The following is a 26,848-nucleotide window of genomic DNA, read 5'->3' as shown; positions in this document are numbered from 1 at the left end:
ACTGCAGGTCATCGTCCGCAGCCTTGAATACCGAATAGAATCCTTTCAGCACTTCCCGGTTCCGGTCCTCCAGCAGCATTTCCTCCTGTTCTCCCTTAATGCCCGTATCAAGCACGTCCAGGATAGGCTTGTCGTATTCGTCAATCAACACCACGCACCGTCTTCCCGATTGCTCATGGGCTTGTTTGAGCACGTAGGCAAAACGTTTCCCAATATCCGTATAGTCCTGGCTCTTTCCGTATTCCCGTTCCCAACCTTTTATGGTGCCCTCCAGTATATCTTCCAATGTACCCGGAACGGTGAAGTTGCTTCCGTTGAAGTCGATGTGGAATACGGGATATTCCCTCCATTCCGTTTCCAGTTTCTCGATGGCAAGTCCTTTGAACAGCTCTTTCTTGCCTAAGAAATAATTTTTCAAAGTAGATACAAGCAGGCTTTTCCCGAACCTGCGCGGACGGCTGAGGAAATAAATCTTCCCTGTTGATACCAGCTGGTATATCAGGGCGGTTTTGTCTACATACGTGTAGTGGTCCTCTCTTATCTGTGCAAAGCTCTGGATGCCTATCGGGTATTTCATATCGTATGCTTATTGGTATAGCACAAAAATAGTGAGAATATTTTATATTGCCAAATTTATTAGGGACGCAGAATTTTTCGTATATTGGGGCATGGAGTTATGGATAGGCTATGAGAGTAAATACATTGATATGGTTTGTGTTATTGGTTTTGACCGGGTGCGGAGGCAGGCAAATGCGAGGAATCGATTCTTCGGATACATTGGTGGTAAAATCCTCACCTGTGGAAACGGAAAAGCTTACTGCCCACCTTTATCCCGATGTGCATCCCAACAAACCCGGACGTTACCGTTATTTCAAAGAAATCACGATTGGGGATAATCGTGAAAAGATTCTGTTAATGGCAGAGTTCCGTCTGGAAGATTAGCCTTGAATCTTCCAGTCGTCAATGGTCCCGGTCTGTGAAGAGAAGCTGGAACCTATTTTATAGATAAGTCGCCTGTCGGAAGCATACGGGCGTGCGTAGCCTTTTTCTTCTATCTGCTTTAGGGCTTCGTCTGCCGAACCGTCCAGTTTGAACTCGAAAATGTAGACGTAATCGGGTGTCTCTACGATGCAGTCCACCCGTCCTTCGCTCTGTTCCTTTTCGGTATAGACCGTATAGACGCTGACCAAACGGAATATCAGGTAGAACGTATAGTGGAAATAACGCTCCCTTTCCCTCTCGTCCTGCTTGCGACGCATGGTGTAGGGGATGTCGGCAAGGAAGGAGGTGAACAGCTTGTTTAATTTCTCCAATTCTCCTCTGCGCAAAGATAGGACCACATTACGCACCCAACTGCCCATTTCTTGCCGGGGCTTCAAATAATCTGAAGCAATCAATGCCACAAATCCTTTCTTGACTTCGTTGTTGGGGAAGTCGAGCAGGAATGTCCCGAAATCGCGGTCATAACCTTTGATAGTGAGATACCCGCTCTGGTAAATCATCGGCAACGGTTTTTCTACGTTTGCCTTATAGTCGATAAACTCCTGCGGGTCGTAATATTTTCCGGTCAGTTCATCCAGGTTCTCATCGGTATGCGCAAGCAGGCGGATTAGGTATGAAGGCGTACCGCTACGGAACCAGTAATCACGGATAGAGCCGGAAGCAAAAGCATTGAGCAGGCTGAAAGGATTGTAGACATCGGTCATCTTCTCACTGAAATGATATCCGTCGTACTGGCGTTTGAGCAGACCGGTCATTTCTTCCTTGGATATGCCTTCCCTGTCTGCCATATCACTTATCGGACCGGCAAAGTAGTGTTCCAGTTCTTCCTGGGTGATACCGCACAGGGCTTCATAGCGTATGTCCATGCTGATGTCTGCAGGCTGGTTGAAACCGCTGAACACGCTTACCTGCGAGAACTTGGTAACCCCCGTAAGCAAGACGAACTGCAGGTCATCGTCCGCAGCCTTGAATACCGAATAGAATCCTTTCAGCACTTCCCGGTTCCGGTCCTCCAGCAGCATTTCCTCCTGTTCTCCCTTAATGCCCGTATCAAGCACGTCCAGGATAGGCTTGTCGTATTCGTCAATCAACACCACGCACCGTCTTCCCGATTGCTCATGGGCTTGTTTGAGCACGTAAGCAAAGCGGTCTCCCACATCCGTCAGATAAGTGCTTTTCCCGTATTGGGCTTCCCAACCGGCAATGTATCCTTCCAGTTTCTTTTCCAACGTTCCCGGAACGGTGAAGTTGCTTCCGTTGAAGTCGATATGGAATACGGGATATTCCCTCCATTCCGTTTCCAGCTTCTCGATGGCAAGCCCCTTGAACAGCTCTTTCCTACCTGAGAAATAGTTCTTCAGGGTAGACACAAGCAGGCTTTTCCCGAACCGCCTCGGACGGCTGAGGAAATAAATCTTCCCTGTTGATACCAGCTGGTATATCAGGGCGGTTTTGTCTACATACGTGTAGTGGTCCTCTCTTATCTGTGCAAAGCTCTGGATGCCTATCGGGTATTTCATATCGTATGGCTTATTGGTATAGCACAAAAATAGTGAGAATATTTTAGAAACAGCTTTTAATTTCTACAAAAAGTTTTTCTTGGCTTGATGTGTTCGTTTTCGTATGCGCTTTGGACAATAAATTCGAAACAGTTTCTGAATGTACGCAATCAGACTAATCAGGAATTACCAAGAAGCATTTCCTGGAGACTGTTTACACCTACGGATATTCTCACGCCATGTATTTGCGCATTCTAATGGAACATTCAGGGGCAAAAAATACAGATTGCAGATTTTTCCATCTTTTTTGCTTATTTTTTTGCCTTACTTTCTCAATGGGAAAACCTATCTTTGTGTGACATTTTTTTATAAAAAACATACGACCATGAAAAAAACATTTTTGATTGCTGGAATCATAAGCTTGTTCCTGGCTTTCCCACTGGTGGGTAAAGCACAATACACAGAGTTCCGTCCTGGAGAAGTATGGAACGATACGGAAGGAAACTATATCAATGCACACGGTGGAGGCATTCTTTACCACAACGGTACATACTATTGGTATGGAGAATACAAGAAAGGAAAGACCATTTTGCCCGAAGGAGCTACGTGGGAATGCTACCGTACGGATGTGACAGGAGTGGGATGTTATTCATCGAAAGACCTGATGAACTGGAAATTCGAGGGTATCGTACTGCCTTCGGTAAAAGATGACCCTAACCACGACCTGCATCCATCGAAGGTATTGGAACGCCCGAAGGTTATCTATAACCGAAAGACGGGAAAGTTTGTGATGTGGATGCACGTAGACAGTGCCGATTATGGCAAGGCAAGTGCCGGTGTAGCAGTATCCGATTCGCCTACGGGAACATTTACTTATTTAGGCAGTTTCCGCCCCAACGATGCGATGAGCCGCGACCAGACCGTGTTTGTAGACGATGACGGACGTGCCTATCAGTTTTATTCTTCGGAAAACAACGCAACGATGTATATCAGCCTCCTTACCGATGATTATCTGAAACCTTCGGGACGTTTTACACGTAACTTTATCGGCATGTCGCGCGAGGCTCCGGCTGTATTCAAGCACGATGGAAAATATTATCTGATTACATCGGGATGTACAGGTTGGGACCCGAATGTAGCAGAAATAGCCGTAGCGGACTCCATTATGGGTGAATGGAAAACCATCGGTAATCCGTGTACAGGACCGGACGCCGAAAAGACATTTTATGCCCAAAGTACATTCGTAATGCCAGTAGCCGGCAAGAAAGATGCTTATATCGCGATGTTCGACCGGTGGAACAAAACGGATCTGCGCAACTCGCGCTATGTATGGCTTCCAATTGTATTCAAGGACGGAAAGGTTACGATTCCCTGGCGCAAAGAGTGGACATTGGACGTATTTGGCAAATGACAAGTTTTTGCCTGTTTACTTAGGAATTCTGCCGGAATAACCGTATCTTCGCAGGAAAAGACCTGTCAAACAATTTAAACTTTTGGTAACATGAAATGGAAACACTGGGTTGCTTTAGGGGCAGCGTTATGCTTTTTGCCGGATATGTCTTATGCACAAGACGTAGCAAACCGGCTTGACTCGGTTTATATTTTCTCGTATGCTACAGCCTCTGATGCCGGACGTAGCGGACTGAAACTGGCGTGGAGCCGGGATACTGAACGCTGGTACAGCGTGGGCGACGGTTATGGCTATGTAAAGAGCGACTATGGAGCATGGGGCTCGGAAAAAAGAATGATTCGCCCACATCTCATGCGGGGAACAGATGGCAAATGGCATTGCGTATGGCAATTGAATGAAGAGGGAAAAGAACTGGCACATGCAGCATCTGCCGACCTGACCGACTGGAAACGCCAGACGTATTTCCTAAAAGGGAACGAAAGACAAATAAAACCGGAATTTACTCCTGCCGGCCATGAGCAACCTGCAAGTGTATGGGTAGAAGGTACCCTGCAACAAGGCTATGTGCAGAAAGCCGCCTGGACGGAAGTGGATCACCTGATTCGGTTTGCAAGCTATCGTGCCAATAAAGCAAGAATGGAAGGTGAGCAGACTGTACAAGATGCCGAACGCTTTGCCGGACTGAAAGAAGTGAACCTGCAAGTAGATGTACATCCTGACAAGGCACGCCCCATCAGCGATAAATTAATAGGTGTATTTTTTGAGGACATCAACTATGGAGCCGACGGAGGACTTTATGCCGAGCTGATACAGAACCGGGACTTCGAATATTCGTCTGCCGACCGGAAAGAATGGAACGGAGCGTATGCCTGGACCCTGGAGGGTGATGGTGGAAAATTTACAGTAGAGGCCGGTACCGAACCGATACACGCCAACAATCCTCATTATGCCATACTCGACATACACCAGCCGGGAGTAATGCTGAAAAACACAGGCTACGACGGCATTGTATTAAAGAAAGGTGAAAAATACGACTTCTCTTTGTTCGGACGGATACCGGCAGGCAAAAAGGGAGGCAAAATACATGTACTGCTACTGGATAAGGACGGAAAAGAAGTAGCAAGGACTTCGGTGAAAATCACCTCGGCAAACTGGAAGAAGCAACAGGCAGTGCTGAAGGTGAACGCAGATGTCAATGCAGGCTCACTGGCACTGATACCCCAGCAAGCCGGTACGTATGAACTGGACATGATTTCGCTCTTCCCACAACACACGTTCCACGGGCATACAAACGGGCTTCGTGCCGACCTGGCACAGGCTATAGCCGACCTTCATCCACGTTTCGTACGTTTTCCGGGTGGATGTGTAGCTCATGGAAACGGTATTGCCAACATTTACGACTGGAAAGGTTCTATCGGTCCGCTGGAAGCCCGCAAGCCTCTGCGCAACTTATGGGGTTATCACCAGACACGCGGATTGGGTTATTTCGAATATTTCCAGTTCTGCGAGGATATGGGAGCCGAACCCGTTCCGGTAGTAGCTGCCGGCGTACCCTGCCAGAACTCGGCATGTATCCCGGGCAAGCTCTTGAGCGGAGGCCAGCAAGGAGGTATCCCGATGGAAGAAATGGATGCCTACGTGCAAGACATACTTGACCTGATTGAATATGCTAACGGTGATCCCCAAACCAACAAGTGGGCAAAAATGCGTGCCGAAGCCGGACATCCCGAACCGTTCAACCTGAAATACATCGGCATCGGCAACGAAGACCTGATAACCGACATATTCGAGGAACGCTTTACGATGATATACGAGGCTGTAAAGAAACAATATCCCGAAGTGACCGTCATCGGTACGGTAGGACCATTCTACGAAGGATCTGACTATGAGGAAGGCTGGGAACTTGCCACTCGCCTCAACGTGCCGATGGTGGACGAACATTACTACAACACACCAGGATGGTTTATCAACAACCAGGACTTTTACGACCGCTACGACCGCTCGAAACCGAAAGTTTATCTGGGAGAATATGCCGCGCACTTGCTTGGACGTCCCAACAACATCGAGACAGCACTTGCCGAAGCGCTTTACCTCACTTCGGTAGAACGGAACGGCGATGTAGTACAGATGTCATCATACGCTCCGCTGCTGGCAAAGGAAGGACACACCCAATGGAACCCTGACCTAATTTACTTCAACAACCAGGAAGTGAAGCCTACGGTGGGCTATTATACCCAGCTGCTTTACGGACAACATACAGGCGACAGTTACTTGCCTTCGGAAAACCGTACAGATAATCCACGCGCTGATGTGAATAAACGCATCGCCTCATCGGTAGTACGTGATAGCCGCACAGGAGATATCATCGTGAAGCTAGTCAACCTCTTGCCTGTAACGGTGAATACCCAAGTAAACCTTCCGGCAGGTATTGATGGAAAAACGGCAACCTTGTACATGCTTTCAGGCAAGCCTGATGACAAACAGGCAAAACCTACAGAAAGTACGCTGGAGGTAAACAATGCATTCGCATACCAAATGCCAGCATACTCGCTGAACGTCATCCGTATCCCGATGGGAACCGAGAAATAATGGTAAATGTAAATGAAATCATGAAACAGCAAACATTCATTTTGTGGATACTTCTTTTCGTTTCCAGCACCATCTGTGCCCAGCAGTTGGTGAGGGTAGGCGAAGGATATAGCAATACATCGGTCAACACCACGGTGTTCCGCAACAATTCGCTGGTGACCCAAGGCAATACGCAATACATCGCCTATTACGCCCCCGACGGATACCTGATGCTGGGCAAACGTACACTGGGTGATACCGAATGGACTTTGCACCGTTCCCAATATAAGGGAAATGTGGAAGACGCACACAACATCATCAGCCTGATGGTGGACGGAAAAGGATACCTGCATGTAGCCTTCGACCATCACGGGCATCCGCTCAATTATTGCCGAAGCATAAAACCCGGCTCGCTGGAACTAGGTGACAAGGAATCCATGACGGGTACCGATGAACAAGACGTGACTTATCCGGAGTTTTACCGTATGCCCGACGGGAACTTGATATTCGTCTATCGCTCCGGAGCATCGGGACGAGGCAATCTTATCATGAACCTATACGACGTGACGACACGCCGGTGGGAACGGATACAGGATGTCCTGATTGACGGTGAAGGCAAGCGTAATGCTTACTGGCAACTCTATGTAGATACGAAAGGCACAATACACCTCTCGTGGGTATGGCGCGAAACCTGGATGGTAGAAACCAACCACGACCTGTGTTATGCCTATTCGCCCGACAAAGGAAAAACCTGGTACAAGTCGACAGGAGATGCATATACCCTACCCATCCGCGAATCAAATGCCGAATGTGCCTGGCATATTCCTCAGAACAGTGAACTGATAAACCAGACCAGCATGTGTACCGATGCCGAAGGACATCCTTACATCGTCACTTATTGGCGTGATGCCACCTCGGAAGTACCGCAATACCGAGTGGTATGGAACGACGGTACCCGCTGGAACATGCGTGAAGTGATGCATCGCAAGCTGGCCTTTTCCCTGAAAGGTGGAGGAACCAAGATGATTCCGGTTTCACGCCCGCGCATTGTAGTAGACGGAAACAAGGCTTACTTTATTTTCCGTGATGCAGAAAGAGGAAGCAAAGTCTCAATGGCATACACCGATGATTTGAAGCAAGATGACTGGCAAGTGAAAGACCTGACCGACTTTCCGGTAGAAGCCTGGGAACCAAGCCTGGACACTGAGCTTTGGAAAAGCCGGAAACAATTGCATCTCTTCGTACAGGTCACCTACCAGGGTGATGGAGAGAAAACCGTCGACCAGGCTCCTACACCGGTATATGTACTGGAATTGGAATGAACGCAGGCTACAAGTTGACAAGCAGACGAGTGTAAAAAACTTCAAGCAAGCATTTAAGACCTTGTCTTCTTGTCAACCGATACCTCAATCAAACACTAACCATAAAAATAATAAGACCCATGAAAAAACTTTACCTGTTGGCTAGGGCATGCCTACTCGCCCTCTTACCCCTTACTTGCGCTTTCGCCAAGCCCTCTGAGGCAGAGAAGGTGCGCCAAATTATCGACAAAGTGAATCAGCACTGGCAAGCGAAAAATCCGCCCGAAGTACGTGCCTTTTGGGACAATGCCGCCTACCATACTGGCAATATGGAAGCTTATTACCTGACCGGAAACCCTGCTTATCGAGCTTATTCCGAAGCATGGGCTACACATAATGAATGGAAAGGAGCAAAAAGCAACAACCGCTCCACATGGAAATATTCGTATGGCGAGACTGATGAGTATGTGCTCTTCGGTGACTGGCAAGTGTGTTTCCAAACTTACATCGACCTATACCAGCTCGACCCAGACGACCGGAAGATACGCCGCGCCCGTGAGGTAATGGAATATGAAATGAGTACCCCCCGGCATGACTACTGGTGGTGGAGCGACGGACTGTACATGGTGATGCCCGTCATGACCAAACTCTACAAGCTGACCCATAACCCACTGTACTTGGACAAGCTGTACGAATACATCACCTACTCAGACAGTATCATGTTCGACCCCGAAGAGAACCTGTATTACCGCGATGCTAAATACGTCTATCCCAAACATAAAAGCCTGAACGGGAAAAAAGACTTTTGGGCACGGGGCGACGGATGGGTATTGGCCGGACTGGCGAAAGTGTTAAAGGACTTACCCGCCGACTATGCACACCGCAGGTTCTTTATAGAAAAATACCAAAAGATGGCACAAGCGGTAGCAGCAATCCAACAACCCGAAGGATACTGGACACGCAGCATGATGGACCCCGAACATGCTCCCGGACCTGAGACCAGCGGTACAGCTTTCTTTACCTACGGACTATTATGGGGAGTAAACCATGGTTATCTGGACGAAACCACCTACATGCCTGTCATTAGCAAGGCATGGACGTATCTATCAGAAACCGCATTACAAAAAGACGGTTCAGTAGGTTACGTGCAACCCATTGGTGAAAAGGCGATACCCGGACAGGTGGTCGATGCCAAGTCTACCGCCAATTTCGGTGTAGGAGCTTTCCTGCTGGCGGCATGCGAGTACGTACGCTATCTGGAAGCTGGAAGCCAGCCCGACCGTGCTTACTGGTGTAAGCTGGCTTATGACATGGCAGCTCCTGTATTAAGCAACATGGCAAAAGAGGAACTGCAGAAAAACATGCAAGTGGAAGTCAGTCCTACCTGGGACGGACGCGACAAGCGAGTCACTTATATGGAATGTTTCGGACGCCTGATGGCAGGCATTGCCCCATGGCTTGCCCTGCCCGATGATGAGACCGAAGAAGGAGCCATGCGCAAGCAGTTGCGTGAATGGGCATTGCAGAGCTACGTTCATGCAGTCGACCCTGATTCGCCCGACTATCTCTTATGGCGCAACGAAGGTCAGCCGCTAGTGGATGCCGCATACGTGGCAGAAAGTTTCCTCCGTGCCTTCGACCAGCTTTGGATGCCACTTGATGAAACTACGAAGAAACGTTACATCGAAGAGTTTACCCAGCTTCGGCGTATCGACCCGCCTTATACCAACTGGCTGCTCTTCTCAGCTACTATCGAGAGTTTCCTCGCCAAGGCCGGTGCACCTTTTGATATCTACCGCATCAATTCTGCCATCCGCAAGGTAGAAGAATGGTATACAGGCGACGGCTGGTATGCCGACGGACCTTCATTTGCCTTCGACTATTATAGCAGCTATGTATTCCACCCTATGTACCTCGAAACCCTTGATGCACTGATTGACGCCAATAAACATTCACGCCTTGACTATCCGAAGTATTACCGCCGTGCACTGAAACGTGCGCAAAAGTACAGCCTGGTACTGGAACGGTTTATCTCGCCCGAAGGAACCTTCCCAGTCTTCGGCCGTTCTATCCCTTACCGCATGGCTACGATGCAACCTTTGGCTCTGATGGCATGGTACCGTGAATTACCAGCCAGTGTCACTCCAGCCCAAGTGCGTTGCGGACTTACTGCCGTACTGAAGCGTATGTTTGCCAATGGGGATAACTTTAATGAAGGCGGATTCCTTACCATCGGATTTACCGGACGCCAACCTAACGTAGCCGACTGGTACACGAATAACGGAAGCTTGTATATGACCTCGCTCGCCTTCCTTCCGCTGGGACTTCCGGCAAGCGATGCCTTCTGGACAGATGCTCCGCAAGACTGGACCAGCAAGAAAGCATGGAGCGGCCAACCCTTCCCGAAGGACCATCATTGGAGCGATGACATCGTAACAAGAGACCTTTATTGATTGGGAGACATGTCAACCATCATAACAGGCAAATGACCCGGAAAGGCGTATACGGACACAGATTTTCATTTACTCTTCTGTGTTTCTCTATGCCTTTCCGGGTCATCTGTATGCCATGAGACAATTACCGTACACCATATATATTATTCGAAACGGATGGAACGTGCCGGATGGATACGGCTAATCAGGTAAGAAGGTCCCACCAGCATCAGAACCGATACTACCAGCGTACCGGCATTGAGTAACAACCATATCCATAGATTCAACTCTATAGGGACGGCATCGATGTAATATACCGCAGGGTCGAGCCTGACAGGACGGAAAAAATACTGCACGGCACAACAGGTCAGGGCAATGACATTTCCCCACAACATCCCTTTCCGGATAAGGAACACGGCAAACGAAAGGAAAACCTTACGGATAGCAGTATTGTCTGCACCCAATGCCTTCAGCACACCAATCATGTTGGTACGTTCCAGAATAATGATAAGCAACCCTGAAATCATTGTGAAACCCGCCACACCAACCATCAAGACCAGAATAACCCATACGTTGATGTCAAGCAGGTCGAGCCATGCGAAAATTTGCGGATATACCTCTTCAATGGTTTGTGCATAATAACGACCTCCATACTTGTCGGTCTTCTTATCGAGTGAAGACAGTATATACCCGTTTGTTTCATCTAGCAAGTCATAATCGGTCACCTGTATTTCCAAGCCACCCACCTGCCCAGGCTCCCAATTGTTCAGCCGCTCCACCGTGCGAAGGTCGGTCAGCAGGAAAAGGTCGTCGTATGAAGAAAAATTAGTCTGATAGATACCAGCTACGGTCAGCCGACGGGCACGAATATTGTTTTCCAAATAATATGTATAAAGTTTGTCTCCCACTCTCACCCCCAGACGGTCGGCTATCGTTTTCGAAACCAACACCTGATTGGAAGAAACCGAATCGGTAAAAGCGGGAATATGCCCTTCCTCCAAATGACGGTGGAGGAACGTCGTGTCATATTCTTGCCCGATACCTTTCAATACGATTCCCTGAAAATTATCGGAAGTCATAATCATACCCGGCTTGGTGGCATAGCGCTGCACATGTTTTACACCCGGCATCTTTCCCAATGCCGATATCAGACTATCGTCACCTACCACGGGAGTGACTTGATACGACTGTACTACATCCAGACTGGTTACCAGAATATCCGCCCCTAGCCCGATGACCTTATCGCGCACTTCATGCTTGAAGCCGACAACCACTGCCACCGAAAGAATCATCACGGCAAGCCCGATGGCAATGCCCACCATCGCAATGCGTACGGCAGGCTTCGAAACATTCCGGTCACCTTCCTTTTCTTTGGTCTGATAAATCCGGCGGGCTATGAAAAGCTTCCAGTTCATGATTAGTCGTCTACACGTCCGGGATAAGCCTCCAATGCCTTACGTAATACAAACAACGCCCGGAGCAAGTCTTCTTTCTTCAAGACGTATGCCAAACGCACCTCGTTCACTCCAGCCCCCGGTGTGGTGTAAAACCCTGCAGCAGGAGCCAGCATCACAGTCTCGCCTTCGTAATCGAAATCGCTCAGACACCATGCACAGAACTTCTCGCTATCATCCACCGGAAGCTTTGCTACGGTATAGAATGCCCCCATCGGGATAGGAGAATATACGCCCGGTATGCGGTTCAACCCGTCTATCAGACATTTGCGGCGTTCCACGTATTCATCGTACGTTTCCCGTGCATATTCTTCAGGTTCGTCGAGCGAAGCCTCGGCTGCTATCTGCCCGATGAGCGGAGGACTCAAGCGTGCCTGGCAGAACTTCATCACCGCCTTACGCACTTCTTCATTCTTCGTAATCAACGCACCGATACGGATGCCACACTCCGAATAGCGTTTCGACACCGAGTCTATCAGCACCACGTTCTGCTCAATCCCCTCCAGGTGACAGGCAGAAATATAAGGAGAGCCGGTATAGATAAACTCGCGATACACTTCATCGGAAAAAAGAAACAGGTCGTATTTCTTCACCAGGTCACGAATTTGGTTCATCTCGCGACGTGTATAAAGATAGCCGGTCGGATTATTGGGATTACATATCAGAATACCCTTCGTCCGTTCGTTAATCAGCTCTTCGAACTTCTCCACCTTGGGCAACGAAAAACCTTCATCGATGGTAGTAGTCACCGTACGGATTACCGCCCCTGCTGATATGGCAAAAGCCATGTAATTGGCATACGCCGGCTCGGGCACAATGATTTCGTCGCCCGGATTCAGACAGCTCAGAAAAGCAAACAATACGGCTTCCGACCCGCCTGTGGTGACGATAATATCATCGGCATCCAAATGGATATCGTATTTCTTGTAATAGCCTACCAGCTTCTCGCGATAGCTGCGATATCCCTGACTCGGACTATACTCCAGCACCGTGCGGTCGATATGGCGAATCGCATCAAGGGCCGCTCGCGGGGTAGGAAGGTCTGGCTGACCAATGTTCAGGTGATAGACGTGGATTCCTCTCGCTTTCGCAGCTTCTGCCAACGGCGCCAATTTCCGGATAGGCGACTCGGGCATTTCTGTTCCTCTGATGGATATATGTGGCATAAATACAAATTTTATTAAATGTGCTCGCAAAGATAGTTATTTTTGAACACAGAGACACAAAGACACCGTGTTTTTTTATTTTTTAGACAGGAAGAGGTTGAATACTGAATACAAGAACACCCGTATCCGCCCCATTATACATAAAGGATCATTCGCCGTAAGATTAATAATCTTCAGGCTGCAAGATTATTAATCTTACAAGCGGAAGATTATTAATCTTACACCAGACGAAGTTATCTGCGTGCAAAACGAAGATATCTTCATAAGGCATTTCAGTTGGTTGCTACAGCCCATGAAGACAACTGAAACGATAAAGGTATCCCCTCAAAAAGAAAAAGGCAGTTCACTTCTGCCCTTGAATAAAAGGACACTAAACTCTATCAAAAAACATAAAAAGCCCTTGCCCGTTTGCCCGCTTATCAGGAAAAAGCCCTATATTCGTCCACGTTAATAATCTCTTCTGTTTTAACTTAACGATTATGGATTTATATTTGCTCATATTCACATCTGAAGACTACCGCGCGGAACAAATTTACAAGTGCCATCAAGAACTTTTCATGGCATTAGAGAAGCATTTCACCCTCCATCTGGTACCCTACACCGAAGTAGACCACATTCCGGCAGGAGCCTACAAGATGCCTTTCATCGCCGACGGATGTGTGGCAGATGTCGTAATCCGCAACTTCAGCATATTCCCCTATCCCATCACCATATTGAGCGACGGACAGAACAATTCGCTGGCAGCAGCCCTCGAAATAGCAGCCTGGATAAGGACAAAAGACATGCGGGCGACTATCATTTACGGAAAAGTATCCGACATGGTACGTCAAGTATTGTTTCATTACCAGGCTTTTGCCGCCAAACACAAGCTGAAAGGAAAGCGCATCGGACTGATAGGAACACCTGCCCCGTGGCTAGTGGCAAGTCATGCCGACTATCTGCTGACCAACCGCCGGTGGGGAGTAAATTTTATTGACATACCGGCCGAAGAAGTGTACAAGCTCTATTACGACATCACCGATGAAGAAGTAGGCGTGGAAGCCTCGATACTTGCCAACAGAGCCCAAGCCTGCCAAGACACCACCCCTGAAGACCTGCTCCGGGAAATGCGTCTGTATTATGCTACCAAGCAAGTATGCGAAAAATACCAGCTGGATGCCGTGACCCTTTCCAGTTTCTCGATGTATCAGGATTTAAAAAGTACGGGCTGCCTGGCGGTGGCACTCTTGAATGATGAAGGCATACCAGCCGGAAGTGAAGGCGACCTGCAAGCCATCATGACTCTGCTGATGGTGAAAGTGCTAACCGGACAACAGGGCTTCATCGCCAATCCATCGTTCATCGATGTTGAAAAGAACGAAGTATTGTTGGCACACGACACCATCGGTACAAAAATGGCCGAACGGTTCATCCTCCGAAGTCATTTCGACACCGAAAAGGGCATCGCTGTACAAGGCATCCTCCACGAAGGAGAAGTAACCGTATTCAAATGTGGAAGCGAATGTCTGGACGAATATTATGTGTCGCCCGGCTACCTGACCGAAAACACCAACATCATCTCTTTATGCCGCACACAACTGCTGGTAAAACTGGGCAAGCCTGTAGAGTATTTCCTGAGAAATCCGCTGGGCAATCACCACATCCTCATTCAAGGGAACTATTGCGACATAATACAGGAGTTCATGCAACAAAACCGGTGTAAACTGAGGGATTAAACACAGCAGACAGGGTATCGGTTGACAAGGTTCTGAATGCTATCCAAAACCTGGTCAACTTGCCAACCGATACTCCGTCAACCCATAAATTTACACCCCGCCAAGCATTACCGTATCAAATTTATGCGTACCTTTGCACGAAAAGAAAACAAATATATTCATCTTCAAAACAGAAAAAAGACATAAATTATGATGCATAATTGGTTCGAATGCAAAATCCGCTACGAGAAAGTGGCAGAAAATGGCATGAACAAGAAAGTAACAGAACCCTATCTGGTCGATGCGCTGAGCTTCACAGAAGCCGAATCGCGCATCATCGAAGAAATAACCCCGTTCATCAGTGGAGAATTTACCGTTGCCGACATCAAGCGGGCAAACTACAGCGAACTTTTCCCTTCTGAAGAAGAAGCCGCCGACCGCTGGTTCAAGTGCAAGCTCTATTTTATCACCCTTGACGAAAAGAGCGGAGCGGAAAAGAAAACATCTGCCAACATGTTGGTACAAGCGGCCGACCTGCGCGATGCCGTGAAAAAACTCGATGAAGGCATGAAAGGCACTATGGCGGATTACGTCATCGCATCCATCGCCGAAACTGCTATCATGGATGTATACCCTTACTCGGCAGAGCCTGACGTGAAGCCAGAGTTTCCCGATGCTGACAAAAGATAAAAACGACCTATAAATGTCCTGTTTTTTAGTTTTTGAGTTTGTAAGTTTATCAGTTTTGACATACTTCAGCTTAAAAACTAAAAAACGTACAAACTCTAATAAACGTATCTATTTATGGACATCCAGACAAATTTACGAAACGTGCTTGCCGAACTGCCCGACGGCGTACGGTTAGTGGCGGTATCCAAGTTCCATCCCGCCGAAGCCATCCGCGAAGCCTACGAAGCAGGGCAACGCATCTTCGGTGAAAGCAAGGAACAAGAACTGGCAGAAAAACAGAAAACACTGCCCAATGACATCGAATGGCATTTCATCGGGCACCTGCAAACCAACAAGGTGAAATATATCGCTCCTTACATCGCCCTGATACAAGCCGTAGACTCGTATAAGCTGCTGGCGGAAATCAACAAGCAGGCAGCAAAATATAACCGTGTCATCCCCTGTCTGCTCGAAATACATATTGCACGCGAAGAAAGCAAGTACGGATTCACCCCCCAAGCTTGCCGGGAAATGCTGGAAGCAGGTGAATGGAAAAAACTGGACCACGTCCGCATAGCCGGTGTGATGGGAATGGCGACCAACACCGATGATGAGGAACAGATAGCACACGAGTTTCATACCCTGAAAGACTTGTTCGATGAATGGAAACAGGCTTTTTTCGCCGAAGAACCGACTTTTAAGGAAGTCTCGATGGGTATGTCGCACGATTATGAAATCGCTCTCCGAAACGGTACAACCCTGGTGCGGGTAGGCACCAAAATATTCGGAGAAAGAGTTTATTAAGTTGACAACTTGCCAACAATCCATTAACCTAATTATACAAAGCCATGGCAAACCTGAAAACCACATTTGCGGGACTGAAACTGAAAAACCCCGTTATCATCAGCAGTTCGGGACTGACCGACACCCCCGACAAAATCAAACAACTGGAAAATGCTGGTGCGGCAGCCGTTGTACTGAAATCGGTATTCGAAGAACAAATCCATGCCCAGACTGGAACTCTTCATGGATATGGCTCACCCGAAGCCGACGATTATCTGAACACCTACGTCCGTTCGCACATGCTTGATGCGCACATAAGCCTCCTGAAAGAAACAAAAAAACATTGCACCATTCCCGTTATAGCCAGCATCAACTGTTACAGCGATCAGGAGTGGACCAACTTTGCCGTGCTGATGGAGCAGGCAGGCGCCGATGCTTTGGAAATCAACATTCTCGCTCTACAGACCGAAAAGAACTATATCCCCGGCAGCTTCGAACAACGTCACCTTAACATTCTACGCCGTGTGAAGAAGGAAGTGAAAATACCTGTCATCATGAAACTGGGAAACAACTTCACCAATCCCGTAACTCTTATCGACCAACTCTACGCTAACGGTGCAGATGCCGTGGTTTTATTCAACAGGCTCTACCAGCCCGACATCGACATCGACCGACTTACCATCGGTAGCACCGATGTGATGAGCCAGCCGGGCGAACTAGCCTCCCGCCTGCGTTGGACCGCTATAGCTTCCGCTGCCGTACCCCAACTAGACTACGCCATATCAGGAGGCGTACACAACGGGAAATGCCTCGCTAAGTCAATCTTGGCAGGAGCTGCAGCCGCTGAAGTCTGTACGGCTGTATACCGTCATGGTACCCCTGTCATCGCTACCATGCTTGATGAATTGTCACAATGGATGGACAACAAAGGTTTTGATACGCTGGCGCAATACAAAGGCAAACTCAACGCACAAGTGGCAGGCGACATCAATCCTTTCGAGCGCACGCAATTTATGAAATATTACAGCGAACACCACGAATAAATAAATTCAGGACAAATCGTCAAAAGCCCCCTTAAACGAACATAAGTGATAAGACTGACTCACTTATGTGAAACGCCCGACTTACTTATGTGAAACGGCCAACTCACTTATGTTCATCAAAATGCATGCTTGAAGTCACGATGACGCAGGGAAACACATATTTTGCAAAGAAAACGCCCGTATCATTGCACAGGTAAGAATAAAAGGATATATTTGCACAATATCGCACGAGTTGTGCAACCAATATACCCTAATTATGGAAAAAAGTTTCTTAGCGCTCATAGAGCAGAGCATCAAAACGAACTGGGATCTTGATGCGCTGACCGATTACAAAGGTGCCACCCTGCAATATAAGGATCTGGCACGAAAAATAGAAAAGCTGCATATCCTGCTAAAGGAAAGCGGCATACAGGCCGGCGACAAGGTGGCCATCTGCGGCAGGAACAGTTCGCACTGGGGAGTGGCATTCCTCGCCACACTGACCTACGGCGCAGTGGCAGTACCTATCCTCCACGAATTCAAGGCAGACAATATCCATAACATCGTCAACCATTCGGACGCGCGTCTGCTCTTTGTGGGTGACATGGCATGGGAAAGCCTCAACGAAGCTGAGATGCCCCGGCTGGAAGGCATCATTCTGATGACCGACTTCACCCTGCTGGTATGCCGGAGCAAACAACTGGAATACGCACGCGAGCACTTGAACGAGCTGTTCGGTAAGAAATATCCCCGCAATTTCCGCCGCGAACACGTGACCTACCGTCGCGATGCGGAAGAAGAACTAGCAGTAATCAACTACACATCAGGTACTACCAGCTTCTCAAAAGGAGTTATGCTACCCTACCGCTCACTTTGGTCGAACACCCAGTTCGCCTTCGAAGTACTTCCCCTCCAGCCGGGTAACCGCGTAGTGTCAATGCTTCCTATGGCGCACATGTATGGGTTGGCTTTCGAGTTTCTTTACGAGTTATGCGCCGGGTGCCACGTATTCTTTCTCACGCGTATGCCCAGTCCGAAAATCATCGCTCAGGCATTTACTGACGTGAAGCCACACATCGTTATTGCCGTGCCGCTCATCATCGAGAAAATCATCAAAAAAGGTGTACAGCCAAAAACTGAAACACTCAAGATGAAAATGCTCATGAAACTCCCCATCATCAACGGAAAGATAAACGAAGCCATCCGTGAACAACTGGTGAAGGGATTCGGAGGACAGTTCTACGAAATCATCGTAGGCGGCGCCGCTTTCAACAGTGAAGTGGAAACTTTCCTGAAAGGGCTGGATTTCCCCTACACCGTAGGCTACGGAATGACAGAATGTGGTCCCATCATTAGTTACGAAGACTGGAAACGATTCCGCCCAGGCTCATGTGGAAAAGCTGCGCCACGGATGGAAATACGTATCGATAGCCCCGAACCACATTATACGGTGGGCGAAATTCTGGTGCGGGGTGACAACGTAATGTTAGGTTACTACAAGAACCCCGAATCTACCGCCCAGGCAATTGATAAGGACGGATGGCTACATACGGGCGATTTAGGCATCATCGATGCAGAAGGCAATCTCTTTATTAAGGGACGGAGCAAGAACATGTTGCTCGGTCCGTCAGGACAGAACATCTACCCGGAAGAAATCGAGGAACAACTGAACAACCTTCCGTTCGTAGCAGAATGCATCGTCATCCAACAACGCGACAACCGGCTGGCAGCCTTGATATATCCTGACTTTGAAGCTGCCTATGCTCAGGGGATGACCGACCAAGACATTGAAGCAAAAATGGAAGAAAACCGGACGATGCTGAACGCCGCCCTCCCTTCGTACTCGCAGATAGCCGCCGTACGCATCTATCCCGAGGAATTTGAGAAAACCCCGAAGAAAAGTATCAAGCGTTTCCTGTATCAGGAAGTCAAGTAAAGAGAACGGATTCAATGTATGTCATTTATTCTCATCACGGAGTATGCAGATTCACACGGAGGTTTTTATTTTTCAACGTCCGGTTTTCTCCGCAACTGTATACTCTGTGATAGACAACATTCAAATTATATGAAACCAAACACGCTATTGGCAGGTATTTTATATACCTGCCTGCTTATAGCCACAGTGCTGCCGGCAAACGCCCAACTACACACCCAGAAAGGACAGAAAAAGGGCATCCACCTTGCACTGAACATTACAAATCAGAAAAAGCAGCCTTCGCGCACATACTTCAACCTTGGACTACTGAGTAACTACCCATGTTTGAACGGTATGGGCATCAACGCCTTGTCCAGCGTAACCTACCACCATTCAAAAGGTCTTCAGGTAACAGGACTGACCAATATCACAGGGGTGGACGCTGCAGGATTCCAGCTGGCAGGCATTGCCAATGTAACGGGCAGGAACACATCCGGCATCGTGTTGGGCGGCCTGGTCAATGTAAACGGAGGAACGATAAACGGATTCGCATTGTCAGGCATTGGCAATATGAGTGCAAGAAACACGCGCGGCATTCTTTTCAGCGGGTTGCTGAATATGAGCAATGGAAATTCATCGGGAGTGCAGCTTGCAGGAATAGCCAATATTACCGGACAAGACCAAAACGGACTGATGTTGGGAGGACTGATGAATGCTTGTAAAGACACCATACGCGGTATGCAACTCACCTCTTTACTGAATGTAGTGGGCAGTGCCAACCAAGGCGTACAACTAGCAATGTTAGGTAATGTAGCGGTCACGAACCAAGGCGTGCAACTAGGTCTGGGAAACTACAGTGCTGAAAACAAAGGAGTACAGCTTGGAATAGCCAATATCTCCAGCCATGGTCACAAAAGCCTGCAACTGGGCTTTTTCAACCTCAGCTCAGACAGCCTTGCTCACCAGATAGGGTGCATCAATATTTCACCACGCACACACATTCAGCTGATAGTTTCGAGCGGGAACTTGAATAAAGCAAACGTGGCGGTGCGCTTCAAGAACCGGTTCACTTACACCGAACTGGGCGGAGGTGCATGGTACTTCGATCTTGACCACGATCTCTCGGCTTCTGCTTTCTACCGCGCCGGTATATACCTCCCGCTTTGCCGCCTGTTGGAAATCAGTGCCGATGCAGGATTTTACCACATCGAAACACTTGATAACAAACACAAAGGATATCCTGCACGGACTTATGCCCTTCAACCACGCCTGAATCTGGAGTTCCGCATAACGAAAAGACTGGGCATCTTCGCCTCGGGTGGCTATGCCTGGACACGCCCGTATAGCAAGGGACACACCTTAGACCACAAAGGGACTTTCGAAGCCGGTATCGTTTTATTCTAAATGCAACACATTCCAAACAAAACTACATCTTTCTGCTACAAATAATAGGAATTCAACAATAATTCGCTATTTTTGCAAAAACAAAAAAGAAACAAGAGAAAAAGCATGAATGTAGCGATTATCAAATACAATGCAGGAAACATCTTCTCGATAGACTATGCCTTGCGCCGGTTAGGGATAGAGCCGGTCATTACCGCCGACAAGGAACTTATCCGAAAAGCGGATAAAGTCATCTTTCCGGGCGTCGGAGAAGCCAAGAACACCATGGAATACCTTCAGGAGCATCAGCTGGACCGGCTGATCACCGACCTGAAACAACCCGTTTTAGGCATTTGCCTGGGCATGCAATTGATGTGCCGGCATTCGGAAGAAGGTGATGTCCCGTGCTTGGGCATTTTCGATGTAGATGTCAAGCGTTTCCAGCCTGTCCGCCACGAAGACAAAGTGCCCCACATGGGTTGGAATACCATCCAATGCACAGACAAGCTATTGTTCAACGGTTTCGAACAAGAAGAATTTGTCTATTTCGTGCATAGCTATTACGTTCCGCTAAACGATTTTACGGCAGCCCGGACAGACTATATCCTGCCCTTCAGTGCCGCCCTGCACAAAGACAACTTCTATGCCACCCAGTTTCATCCCGAAAAGAGCGGGAAAACCGGAGAACGTATATTACAGAACTTTTTAAACATAGCATACTGACATGATAGAACTAATCCCAGCCATCGACATCATTGATGGAAAATGTGTCCGTCTCTCGCAAGGCAATTACAATTCGAAGAAGGTCTACAACGAGAATCCGCTGGAAGTAGCCAAAGAGTTCGAAGCATACGGCATCCGCAGATTACATGTGGTCGACTTAGACGGAGCCGCATCCCACCATATCGTGAATTACCGCACATTGGAACAGATTGCCACTCATACCTCGCTCATCATCGATTTCGGCGGAGGAATCAAGACATCGGGCGATATCGAAATCGCATTCGAGAGCGGTGCCGAAATGGTCACACTGGGCAGCGTAGCCGTGAAACACCCCGAATGGTTCTGTGAATGGCTGCAAACCTACGGGAACGAGAAAATCATTCTGGGAGCGGATGTGAAAGACCGCAAAATCGCCATCAACGGCTGGAAAGAAGAAAGCCCGATGGAACTGATGCCCTTCTTAGAGCAATACACACAAAAAGGAATCACCAAGGTATTGTGTACCGACATCAGCCATGACGGAATGCTGGACGGTCCTTCCCTCCCGCTCTATCAAGACATACTGAAAGCCTGTCCGGGACTTTACCTGATAGCCAGCGGAGGCATCAGCTGTATGGATGATATCCTGAAACTGGATGAAGCAGGCATCCCAGCCGTTGTATTCGGGAAAGCCATTTACGAAGGACGGATTTCACTAAAAGAACTTAGCCACTATATAATATAATAAGGAGTAGAGCGCATGTTAGCAAAACGAATCATACCCTGTCTGGATATAAAGAACGGACAAACCGTAAAAGGAACCAACTTCATCAACTTGCGCGAAGCAGGCGACCCCGTGGAACTGGGACAACTCTACAGCGGGCAAGGAGCCGATGAACTGGTCTACCTGGACATTACAGCCAGCCACGAAGGACGGAAAACGTTTACCGACTTAGTGAAACGCATAGCTGCCTGCATCAATATCCCGTTTACCGTAGGCGGAGGCATTCACGAGCTAAGCGATGTGGAGCGCCTGCTGAATGCCGGTGCCGATAAAGTATCGGTCAATTCTGCCGCTATCCGGAATCCCCAACTCATTGATGACATAGCCCAGCATTTCGGTTCTCAAGTATGTGTGGTTGCCATTGATGCCCGCCAAACGGAAAAAGGATGGAAATGTTATCTGAACGGAGGACGGGTGGAAACCGAAAAGGACTTGTTCAATTGGGCGCATGAAACCAACGAACGGGGAGCCGGAGAGATACTTTTCACCAGCATGGACCACGACGGAGTGAAAAACGGATACGCAAACAAGGCACTGGCAATACTGAGCGACACATTAACCATTCCGGTCATCGCTTCGGGAGGAGCCGGGAACAAACAGCATTTCAAAGACGCGTTCACGCAAGGGAAAGCCGATGCGGCACTGGCGGCAAGTGTATTCCATTTCGGCGAAATACCCATACCCGAACTGAAAGCATACCTCCATACGGAAGGCATTAACGTAAGAATTTAACTGATTATATATCTCATAACCCTTAAAATGAAAAAACTATGCAACCCGACTTTGATAAAATGGACGGATTAGTCCCTGCCATTATCCAAGACAGCTACACCCAAAAAGTGCTTATGCTTGGATTCATGAACAAAGAAGCCTACGAAAAGACCTTGACAACAGGCAAAGTCACGTTCTATAGCCGTACCAAACAACGCTTATGGACGAAAGGCGAAACCAGCGGGAACTTTCTGGAAGTAGTTTCCATAAAGAGCGATTGCGACAATGATACCTTGCTCATTCAGGCACACCCGACCGGTCCTGTATGCCATACGGGCACCGACACCTGCTGGGGAGAAAAAAACGAGCAAGACATCATGTTCTTGAAAGAATTGCAAGACTTCATCGACAAGCGCCACGAAGAAATGCCCGAACACTCGTATACTACCAGCCTGTTCCGCTCCGGAGTCAATAAGATGGCACAAAAAGTAGGCGAAGAAGCTGTAGAAACCATTATCGAGGCTTGTAACGGTACTGATGAACGTCTGATTTACGAAGGAGCCGACCTGCTGTATCACCTGATTGTACTACTCACCTCAAAAGGATACCGCATCGAAGACCTGGCACGGGAATTGAAAGAACGTCATAGCGCAACCTGGAAAAAACATTGATGACTTATGGACGAAACACCGCTAATCCGATACAAAGGAGTGGAAATCGACCAACAGGCTCTCTGCGTCCTGCATGATGTGGACTTCGAACTGCATAAAGGAGAGTTCGTCTACATCATCGGCAAAGTGGGAAGCGGAAAATCTACTCTCCTGAAAACAATTTACGGAGAACTGGACATTGCGAAAGGAGAAGCCACCGTATTGGGCTATGATATGAAAAAACTGAAGCAAAAGAATATTTCCGAATTGCGGCGTAAACTGGGTATCGTGTTCCAAGACTTCCAGCTACTTATCGACCGGACCGTACACGACAACCTGGAATTTGTGTTGCGTGCCACCGGATGGAGACAACGGCAAGCCATCGAAAACCGTATTGCGGAAGTACTCGAACGGGTAGGCATGGAAAACAAAGGCTATAAGATGCCCAACGAACTGTCCGGAGGCGAACAGCAACGCATCGTGATAGCGCGCGCCATACTGAACAGTCCAGATATTATCCTCGCCGATGAACCGACGGGAAATCTGGATGTGGAAACCGGACGAAACATCGTGGAACTGCTGAAGGAAATATGCAATCAAGGCTCGGCTATCATTATGACTACCCATAACCTTCACCTACTCTCCGAATATCCGGGAATCGTTTACCGTTGCGAACAGCATCATTTGCAACGCATTGGCGAATCCTAAAAAAAACAAAGAGACCAAGATTTTAGCGGCAAATCATAAAAAGACCGTGAAATATTCGTATCTTTGCGCACAGAAAAGAAAAAAGTATTTAAACAGAACAATTAAAAATTCGAAACTGAAAATGAAAGTTTTAAAGTTTGGAGGAACGTCGGTAGGCTCGGCACAGAGAATGAAAGACGTTGCCAAATTGATTACCGACGGCGAACAGAAAATCGTAGTCCTGTCTGCCATGTCGGGTACAACCAATACCTTGGTCGAAATTTCAGATTATCTGTACAAGAAAAACCCAGAAGGTGCGAATGAAATCATCAACAGGTTGGAAAGCAAATACAAACAACACATTGATGAACTTTATTCTACAGAGGAGTACAAACAGAAGACACTGGAATTTGTAAAATCGGTATTCGATTACATCCGGTCGTTTACAAAAGATATTTTTACGTTGTTCGAAGAAAAGGTAATCTTGGCACAAGGAGAAATCATCTCTACCAACATGGTTACCAACTACCTGTGCGAACAAGGCGTAAAAGCCTATTTGATTCCTGCACTGGAATTCATGCGCACGGACAAAAACAGTGAACCTGACTTGAATTATATCCGCGAGAAACTTGCCGCACAGCTGGAAGCACATGCGGGACAAGACATCTACATCACCCAAGGATTCATCTGCCGCAACGCATACGGCGAAATCGACAACCTGCAACGGGGCGGAAGCGACTATACCGCATCCCTCATCGGAGCCGCTATCAACGCTTCTGAAATCCAGATATGGACCGACATCGACGGCATGCACGACAATGACCCGCGTGTGGTTGACAAAACATCGCCCGTACGCCAGCTGCATTTCGAAGAAGCCGCAGAACTGGCATACTTCGGTGCTAAAATCCTGCACCCCACCTGCATCCAGCCTGCCAAATATGCCAATATTCCGGTGCGCCTGCTGAATACGATGGAACCAAGCGCCCCCGGTACCTTGATTTCAAATGATACCGAAAAGGGGAAAATCAAAGCCGTAGCTGCCAAAGACAACATAACAGCCATTAAAATCAAGTCGAGCCGTATGCTGCTGGCTTACGGGTTCTTGCGGAAAGTATTCGAAATATTCGAAAGCTACCAGACCGCCATTGATATGGTCTGCACCTCGGAAGTAGGCGTATCGATGTCGATAGACAATACCAAACATTTAAATGAAATTGTCAATGACTTGAAGAAATACGGCACCGTTACCGTTGACCACGACATGTGCATCGTCTGTGTTGTGGGCGACCTGGAATGGGAAAACGTGGGCTTCGAAGCCAAAGCGCTCGATGCGATGCGTGACATTCCGGTACGTATGATTTCATTCGGAGGCAGCAACTATAACATCTCGTTCCTGATTCGGGAATGCGACAAGAAGAAAGCCTTGCAATCCTTGAGCGACGTGCTGTTCAATGCCGGCAAGTAATGAAATCTTCTTCATAACTTTTATATAACACGAAAAGCGGATGGTACGGTTGTAACACAAACCGCATCGTCCGCTTTTTTTATAATACTTAATACAAATCGATTATGAAAGGTATTTTTCCTGTAGAGAGATTCCAAAACGTAGAAACTCCTTTTTATTATTACAACGCCGACCTGTTGCGCGAGACCTTAAACGTTATCCGCACCGAAGCCGGAAAGTACAACAAATTCTGTGTGCACTATGCCATCAAGGCAAACGCCAATCCTAAAATCTTAGGCATCATCCGCGAGAGCGGACTGGGAGTGGATTGCGTAAGCGGCTGGGAGATAGAAGCGGCTATCCAAGCAGGGTTTCCCGCAAGCAAGATCGTATTTGCCGGCGTAGGCAAGACCGACAAGGAAATCAACCTTGCACTCGACCACGACATCTTTTGCTTCAACGTAGAGTCTGTTCCCGAACTGGAAGTCATCAACCAGCTGGCTGCCGGCAAGAACAAGATAGCACGCGTAGCTTTCCGCATCAATCCCGATGTAGGAGCACATACACATGCCAATATCACCACAGGCCTTGCCGAAAACAAGTTCGGCATCAGCATGCAGGATATGGATAAGGTTATCGACCGGGCACTCGAAATGAACCACGTGAAGTTCGTCGGCCTGCACTTCCACATCGGTTCGCAAATCCTGGACATGGGAGACTTCATCGCCCTGTGCAACCGTGTAAACGAATTGCAGGAAAAACTCTACGCACGCCAAATCATCGTGGAACATATCAACGTAGGAGGAGGGCTGGGCATCGATTACGCGCATCCCAACCGTCAATCCATCCCCGACTTTGCCGAATACTTTGCTACCTACCACAAGCACCTGAAGCTTCGCCCGCAACAGACTTTGCACTTCGAGCTGGGCCGTTCTGTAGTAGGACAATGCGGAAGCCTCATCACACGCGTCATATACGTGAAACAAGGCACCAACAAGCAATTCGCCATCGCCGATGCAGGTATGACCGACCTCATCCGCCCTGCCCTTTACCAGGCATACCACAAGATAGAAAACATTTCCTCCGAAGAACCGGTGGAAACCTACGATGTAGTAGGGCCTATTTGCGAATCGTCCGATGTCTTTGGAAAAGCCATCGACCTGAACCGCACACATCGTGGCGATTTTCTTGCCATCCGCTCTGCAGGCGCATACGGAGAAATCATGGCATCCGGGTACAATTGCCGACCGCTCCCGAAAGGCTACACGTCGGACGAACTGAGATAACACATTCCCAGTTCTTTACTCCTGCAAACAAATACCTGACCGCTCCGCCAGATGCGTGCAGATGCATCTGGCGGAGCGGCTTAGTTTCAGACCGGTTTCAACAGGCTAAAACTACCGTTCTCACCCGATAAAACCTTTAATACAAACCGGCATTCCTTCCCGTACAGCTCCATAGCTTCATCCGCTTGCCTCGGCACATCATGTCACGCCATTTGATTCTGCTGATTTTATATGCATATTCCAAAGAATTTATTACCTTTGCACGCTGAAGCAGAATAAGGTAAA

Annotated in this window: 21 protein-coding genes and 1 pseudogene; 18 read left to right on the top strand and 4 right to left on the bottom strand. The window is 48.1% G+C overall.

The window, feature by feature from the left end:
* A partial coding sequence (locus H9625_RS09850) for an AAA family ATPase (protein ID WP_191764131.1) occupies positions 1 to 577 on the bottom strand: 577 nt, incomplete at its 3' end.
* Between the two features lie 242 nt (positions 578 to 819).
* Between H9625_RS09850 and H9625_RS09845 the strand changes: the two are divergent.
* Positions 820 to 942 (top strand): annotated as a pseudogene (locus H9625_RS09845) (energy transducer TonB); the annotation flags it as partial.
* On the opposite strand, the gene H9625_RS09840 reads toward H9625_RS09845, so the two are convergent.
* Complete coding sequence (locus tag H9625_RS09840) at positions 939 to 2,522, bottom strand: ATP-binding protein (protein WP_191764129.1); 1,584 nt, start codon at positions 2,520 to 2,522, stop codon at positions 939 to 941. The pseudogene H9625_RS09845 and the gene H9625_RS09840 sit on opposite strands and share 4 nt — an antisense overlap.
* Positions 2,523 to 2,886: 364 nt before the next feature.
* On the opposite strand from H9625_RS09840, the gene H9625_RS09835 reads away from it, so the two are divergent.
* The 4 genes from H9625_RS09835 (at position 2,887) to H9625_RS09820 (ending at position 10,234) form a co-directional block, all read left to right on the top strand.
* Positions 2,887 to 3,912 carry a glycoside hydrolase family 43 protein gene (locus H9625_RS09835; protein ID WP_022040208.1) on the top strand — a complete coding sequence of 342 codons (1,026 nt, stop codon included), beginning with the start codon at positions 2,887 to 2,889 and terminating at the stop codon, positions 3,910 to 3,912.
* Between the two features lie 90 nt (positions 3,913 to 4,002).
* The gene (locus H9625_RS09830) at positions 4,003 to 6,501 is read left to right on the top strand and encodes an alpha-L-arabinofuranosidase C-terminal domain-containing protein (protein WP_191764127.1); all 2,499 of its coding nucleotides are present in this window, start codon (positions 4,003 to 4,005) and stop codon (positions 6,499 to 6,501) included.
* Positions 6,502 to 6,521: 20 nt separating this feature from the next.
* A complete protein-coding gene (locus tag H9625_RS09825) occupies positions 6,522 to 7,802 on the top strand; it encodes an alpha-l-rhamnosidase (protein ID WP_087250915.1) in 1,281 nt (426 codons plus the stop codon).
* Between the two features lie 119 nt (positions 7,803 to 7,921).
* Positions 7,922 to 10,234 (top strand): DUF2264 domain-containing protein, encoded by a 2,313-nt coding sequence (locus H9625_RS09820; RefSeq protein WP_191764126.1) that lies wholly within the window; start codon positions 7,922 to 7,924, stop codon positions 10,232 to 10,234.
* Positions 10,235 to 10,377: 143 nt separating this feature from the next.
* Here H9625_RS09820 and H9625_RS09815 read toward each other — a convergent pair whose 3' ends face one another.
* Both H9625_RS09815 and H9625_RS09810 read right to left on the bottom strand, forming a co-directional pair.
* Complete coding sequence (locus H9625_RS09815; protein WP_191764124.1) at positions 10,378 to 11,628, bottom strand: ABC transporter permease; 1,251 nt, start codon at positions 11,626 to 11,628, stop codon at positions 10,378 to 10,380.
* 2 nt (positions 11,629 to 11,630) lie between these two features.
* On the bottom strand, positions 11,631 to 12,833 hold the full coding sequence (locus H9625_RS09810; RefSeq protein ID WP_022040203.1) for a pyridoxal phosphate-dependent aminotransferase: 1,203 nt from the start codon (positions 12,831 to 12,833) through the stop codon (positions 11,631 to 11,633).
* Positions 12,834 to 13,312: 479 nt separating this feature from the next.
* Here H9625_RS09810 and H9625_RS09805 point away from each other — a divergent pair, with 479 nt between their 5' ends.
* The 13 genes from H9625_RS09805 to lysA all read left to right on the top strand — a co-directional run bounded on the left by H9625_RS09805 (position 13,313) and on the right by lysA (position 26,563).
* Positions 13,313 to 14,548 (top strand): fucose isomerase, encoded by a 1,236-nt coding sequence (locus H9625_RS09805; RefSeq protein WP_191764122.1) that lies wholly within the window; start codon positions 13,313 to 13,315, stop codon positions 14,546 to 14,548.
* 186 nt (positions 14,549 to 14,734) lie between these two features.
* Positions 14,735 to 15,217, top strand: coding sequence for a DUF4494 domain-containing protein (locus tag H9625_RS09800; protein WP_087207283.1), 483 nt, complete (start codon positions 14,735 to 14,737; stop codon positions 15,215 to 15,217).
* Positions 15,218 to 15,331: 114 nt separating this feature from the next.
* Positions 15,332 to 16,000 carry a YggS family pyridoxal phosphate-dependent enzyme gene (locus H9625_RS09795; protein ID WP_022040200.1) on the top strand — a complete coding sequence of 223 codons (669 nt, stop codon included), beginning with the start codon at positions 15,332 to 15,334 and terminating at the stop codon, positions 15,998 to 16,000.
* A gap of 44 nt (positions 16,001 to 16,044) precedes the next feature.
* Positions 16,045 to 17,022, top strand: coding sequence for a dihydroorotate dehydrogenase-like protein (locus tag H9625_RS09790; RefSeq protein ID WP_022040199.1), 978 nt, complete (start codon positions 16,045 to 16,047; stop codon positions 17,020 to 17,022).
* 256 nt (positions 17,023 to 17,278) lie between these two features.
* Positions 17,279 to 18,937: an AMP-binding protein gene (locus H9625_RS09785; protein ID WP_022040198.1), complete on the top strand. Its 1,659-nt coding sequence runs from the start codon at positions 17,279 to 17,281 to the stop codon at positions 18,935 to 18,937.
* A gap of 129 nt (positions 18,938 to 19,066) precedes the next feature.
* Entirely contained in the window at positions 19,067 to 20,320 is a 1,254-nt protein-coding gene (locus H9625_RS09780; RefSeq protein ID WP_191764120.1) for an LA_2272 family surface repeat-containing protein, read from the top strand.
* Between the two features lie 105 nt (positions 20,321 to 20,425).
* Complete coding sequence (gene hisH, locus H9625_RS09775) at positions 20,426 to 21,022, top strand: imidazole glycerol phosphate synthase subunit HisH (RefSeq protein ID WP_087207291.1); 597 nt, start codon at positions 20,426 to 20,428, stop codon at positions 21,020 to 21,022.
* Position 21,023: 1 nt separating this feature from the next.
* Complete coding sequence (gene hisA, locus H9625_RS09770) at positions 21,024 to 21,746, top strand: 1-(5-phosphoribosyl)-5-[(5-phosphoribosylamino)methylideneamino]imidazole-4-carboxamide isomerase (protein WP_013616980.1); 723 nt, start codon at positions 21,024 to 21,026, stop codon at positions 21,744 to 21,746.
* Positions 21,747 to 21,761: 15 nt separating this feature from the next.
* Positions 21,762 to 22,517 carry an imidazole glycerol phosphate synthase subunit HisF gene (hisF, locus tag H9625_RS09765; RefSeq protein ID WP_191764118.1) on the top strand — a complete coding sequence of 252 codons (756 nt, stop codon included), beginning with the start codon at positions 21,762 to 21,764 and terminating at the stop codon, positions 22,515 to 22,517.
* A 38-nt stretch (positions 22,518 to 22,555) separates the two neighbouring features.
* On the top strand, positions 22,556 to 23,167 hold the full coding sequence (gene hisIE, locus H9625_RS09760) for a bifunctional phosphoribosyl-AMP cyclohydrolase/phosphoribosyl-ATP diphosphatase HisIE (RefSeq protein WP_087250891.1): 612 nt from the start codon (positions 22,556 to 22,558) through the stop codon (positions 23,165 to 23,167).
* Positions 23,168 to 23,173: 6 nt separating this feature from the next.
* Positions 23,174 to 23,854 (top strand): cell division ATP-binding protein FtsE, encoded by a 681-nt coding sequence (locus H9625_RS09755; protein WP_022040194.1) that lies wholly within the window; start codon positions 23,174 to 23,176, stop codon positions 23,852 to 23,854.
* A gap of 121 nt (positions 23,855 to 23,975) precedes the next feature.
* A complete protein-coding gene (locus H9625_RS09750; RefSeq protein ID WP_191764116.1) occupies positions 23,976 to 25,298 on the top strand; it encodes an aspartate kinase in 1,323 nt (440 codons plus the stop codon).
* Positions 25,299 to 25,402: 104 nt separating this feature from the next.
* The gene (gene lysA / locus H9625_RS09745; protein ID WP_022040192.1) at positions 25,403 to 26,563 is read left to right on the top strand and encodes a diaminopimelate decarboxylase; all 1,161 of its coding nucleotides are present in this window, start codon (positions 25,403 to 25,405) and stop codon (positions 26,561 to 26,563) included.
* The last annotated feature ends 285 nt before the right edge of the window (positions 26,564 to 26,848 follow it).

The sequence above is a fragment of the Phocaeicola intestinalis genome (genome assembly GCF_014837065.1).
GTDB classification, from domain to species: Bacteria; Bacteroidota; Bacteroidia; order Bacteroidales; family Bacteroidaceae; genus Phocaeicola; species Phocaeicola intestinalis.
Note: the sequence above shows the minus strand (reverse complement) of the source record. Positions and strands in the feature narration are given on the sequence as shown.

Excerpts from the sequence above, each read along its gene's own strand:
- H9625_RS09830 (WP_191764127.1), top strand. The coding sequence starts at position 4,003 with ATGAAATGGAAACACTGGGTTGCTTTAGGGGCAGCGTTATGCTTTTTG.
- H9625_RS09810 (WP_022040203.1), bottom strand. The coding sequence starts at position 12,833 with ATGCCACATATATCCATCAGAGGAACAGAAATGCCCGAGTCGCCTATC.
- hisIE (WP_087250891.1), top strand. The coding sequence starts at position 22,556 with ATGCAACCCGACTTTGATAAAATGGACGGATTAGTCCCTGCCATTATC.
- H9625_RS09785 (WP_022040198.1), top strand. The coding sequence starts at position 17,279 with ATGGAAAAAAGTTTCTTAGCGCTCATAGAGCAGAGCATCAAAACGAAC.
- H9625_RS09840 (WP_191764129.1), bottom strand. The coding sequence starts at position 2,522 with ATGAAATACCCGATAGGCATCCAGAGCTTTGCACAGATAAGAGAGGAC.
- H9625_RS09835 (WP_022040208.1), top strand. The coding sequence starts at position 2,887 with ATGAAAAAAACATTTTTGATTGCTGGAATCATAAGCTTGTTCCTGGCT.
- H9625_RS09795 (WP_022040200.1), top strand. The coding sequence starts at position 15,332 with ATGGACATCCAGACAAATTTACGAAACGTGCTTGCCGAACTGCCCGAC.
- H9625_RS09825 (WP_087250915.1), top strand. The coding sequence starts at position 6,522 with ATGAAACAGCAAACATTCATTTTGTGGATACTTCTTTTCGTTTCCAGC.
- hisH (WP_087207291.1), top strand. The coding sequence starts at position 20,426 with ATGAATGTAGCGATTATCAAATACAATGCAGGAAACATCTTCTCGATA.
- lysA (WP_022040192.1), top strand. The coding sequence starts at position 25,403 with ATGAAAGGTATTTTTCCTGTAGAGAGATTCCAAAACGTAGAAACTCCT.
- hisF (WP_191764118.1), top strand. The coding sequence starts at position 21,762 with ATGTTAGCAAAACGAATCATACCCTGTCTGGATATAAAGAACGGACAA.
- H9625_RS09805 (WP_191764122.1), top strand. The coding sequence starts at position 13,313 with ATGGATTTATATTTGCTCATATTCACATCTGAAGACTACCGCGCGGAA.
- H9625_RS09780 (WP_191764120.1), top strand. The coding sequence starts at position 19,067 with ATGAAACCAAACACGCTATTGGCAGGTATTTTATATACCTGCCTGCTT.
- H9625_RS09790 (WP_022040199.1), top strand. The coding sequence starts at position 16,045 with ATGGCAAACCTGAAAACCACATTTGCGGGACTGAAACTGAAAAACCCC.
- hisA (WP_013616980.1), top strand. The coding sequence starts at position 21,024 with ATGATAGAACTAATCCCAGCCATCGACATCATTGATGGAAAATGTGTC.
- H9625_RS09755 (WP_022040194.1), top strand. The coding sequence starts at position 23,174 with ATGGACGAAACACCGCTAATCCGATACAAAGGAGTGGAAATCGACCAA.
- H9625_RS09820 (WP_191764126.1), top strand. The coding sequence starts at position 7,922 with ATGAAAAAACTTTACCTGTTGGCTAGGGCATGCCTACTCGCCCTCTTA.
- H9625_RS09815 (WP_191764124.1), bottom strand. The coding sequence starts at position 11,628 with ATGAACTGGAAGCTTTTCATAGCCCGCCGGATTTATCAGACCAAAGAA.
- H9625_RS09750 (WP_191764116.1), top strand. The coding sequence starts at position 23,976 with ATGAAAGTTTTAAAGTTTGGAGGAACGTCGGTAGGCTCGGCACAGAGA.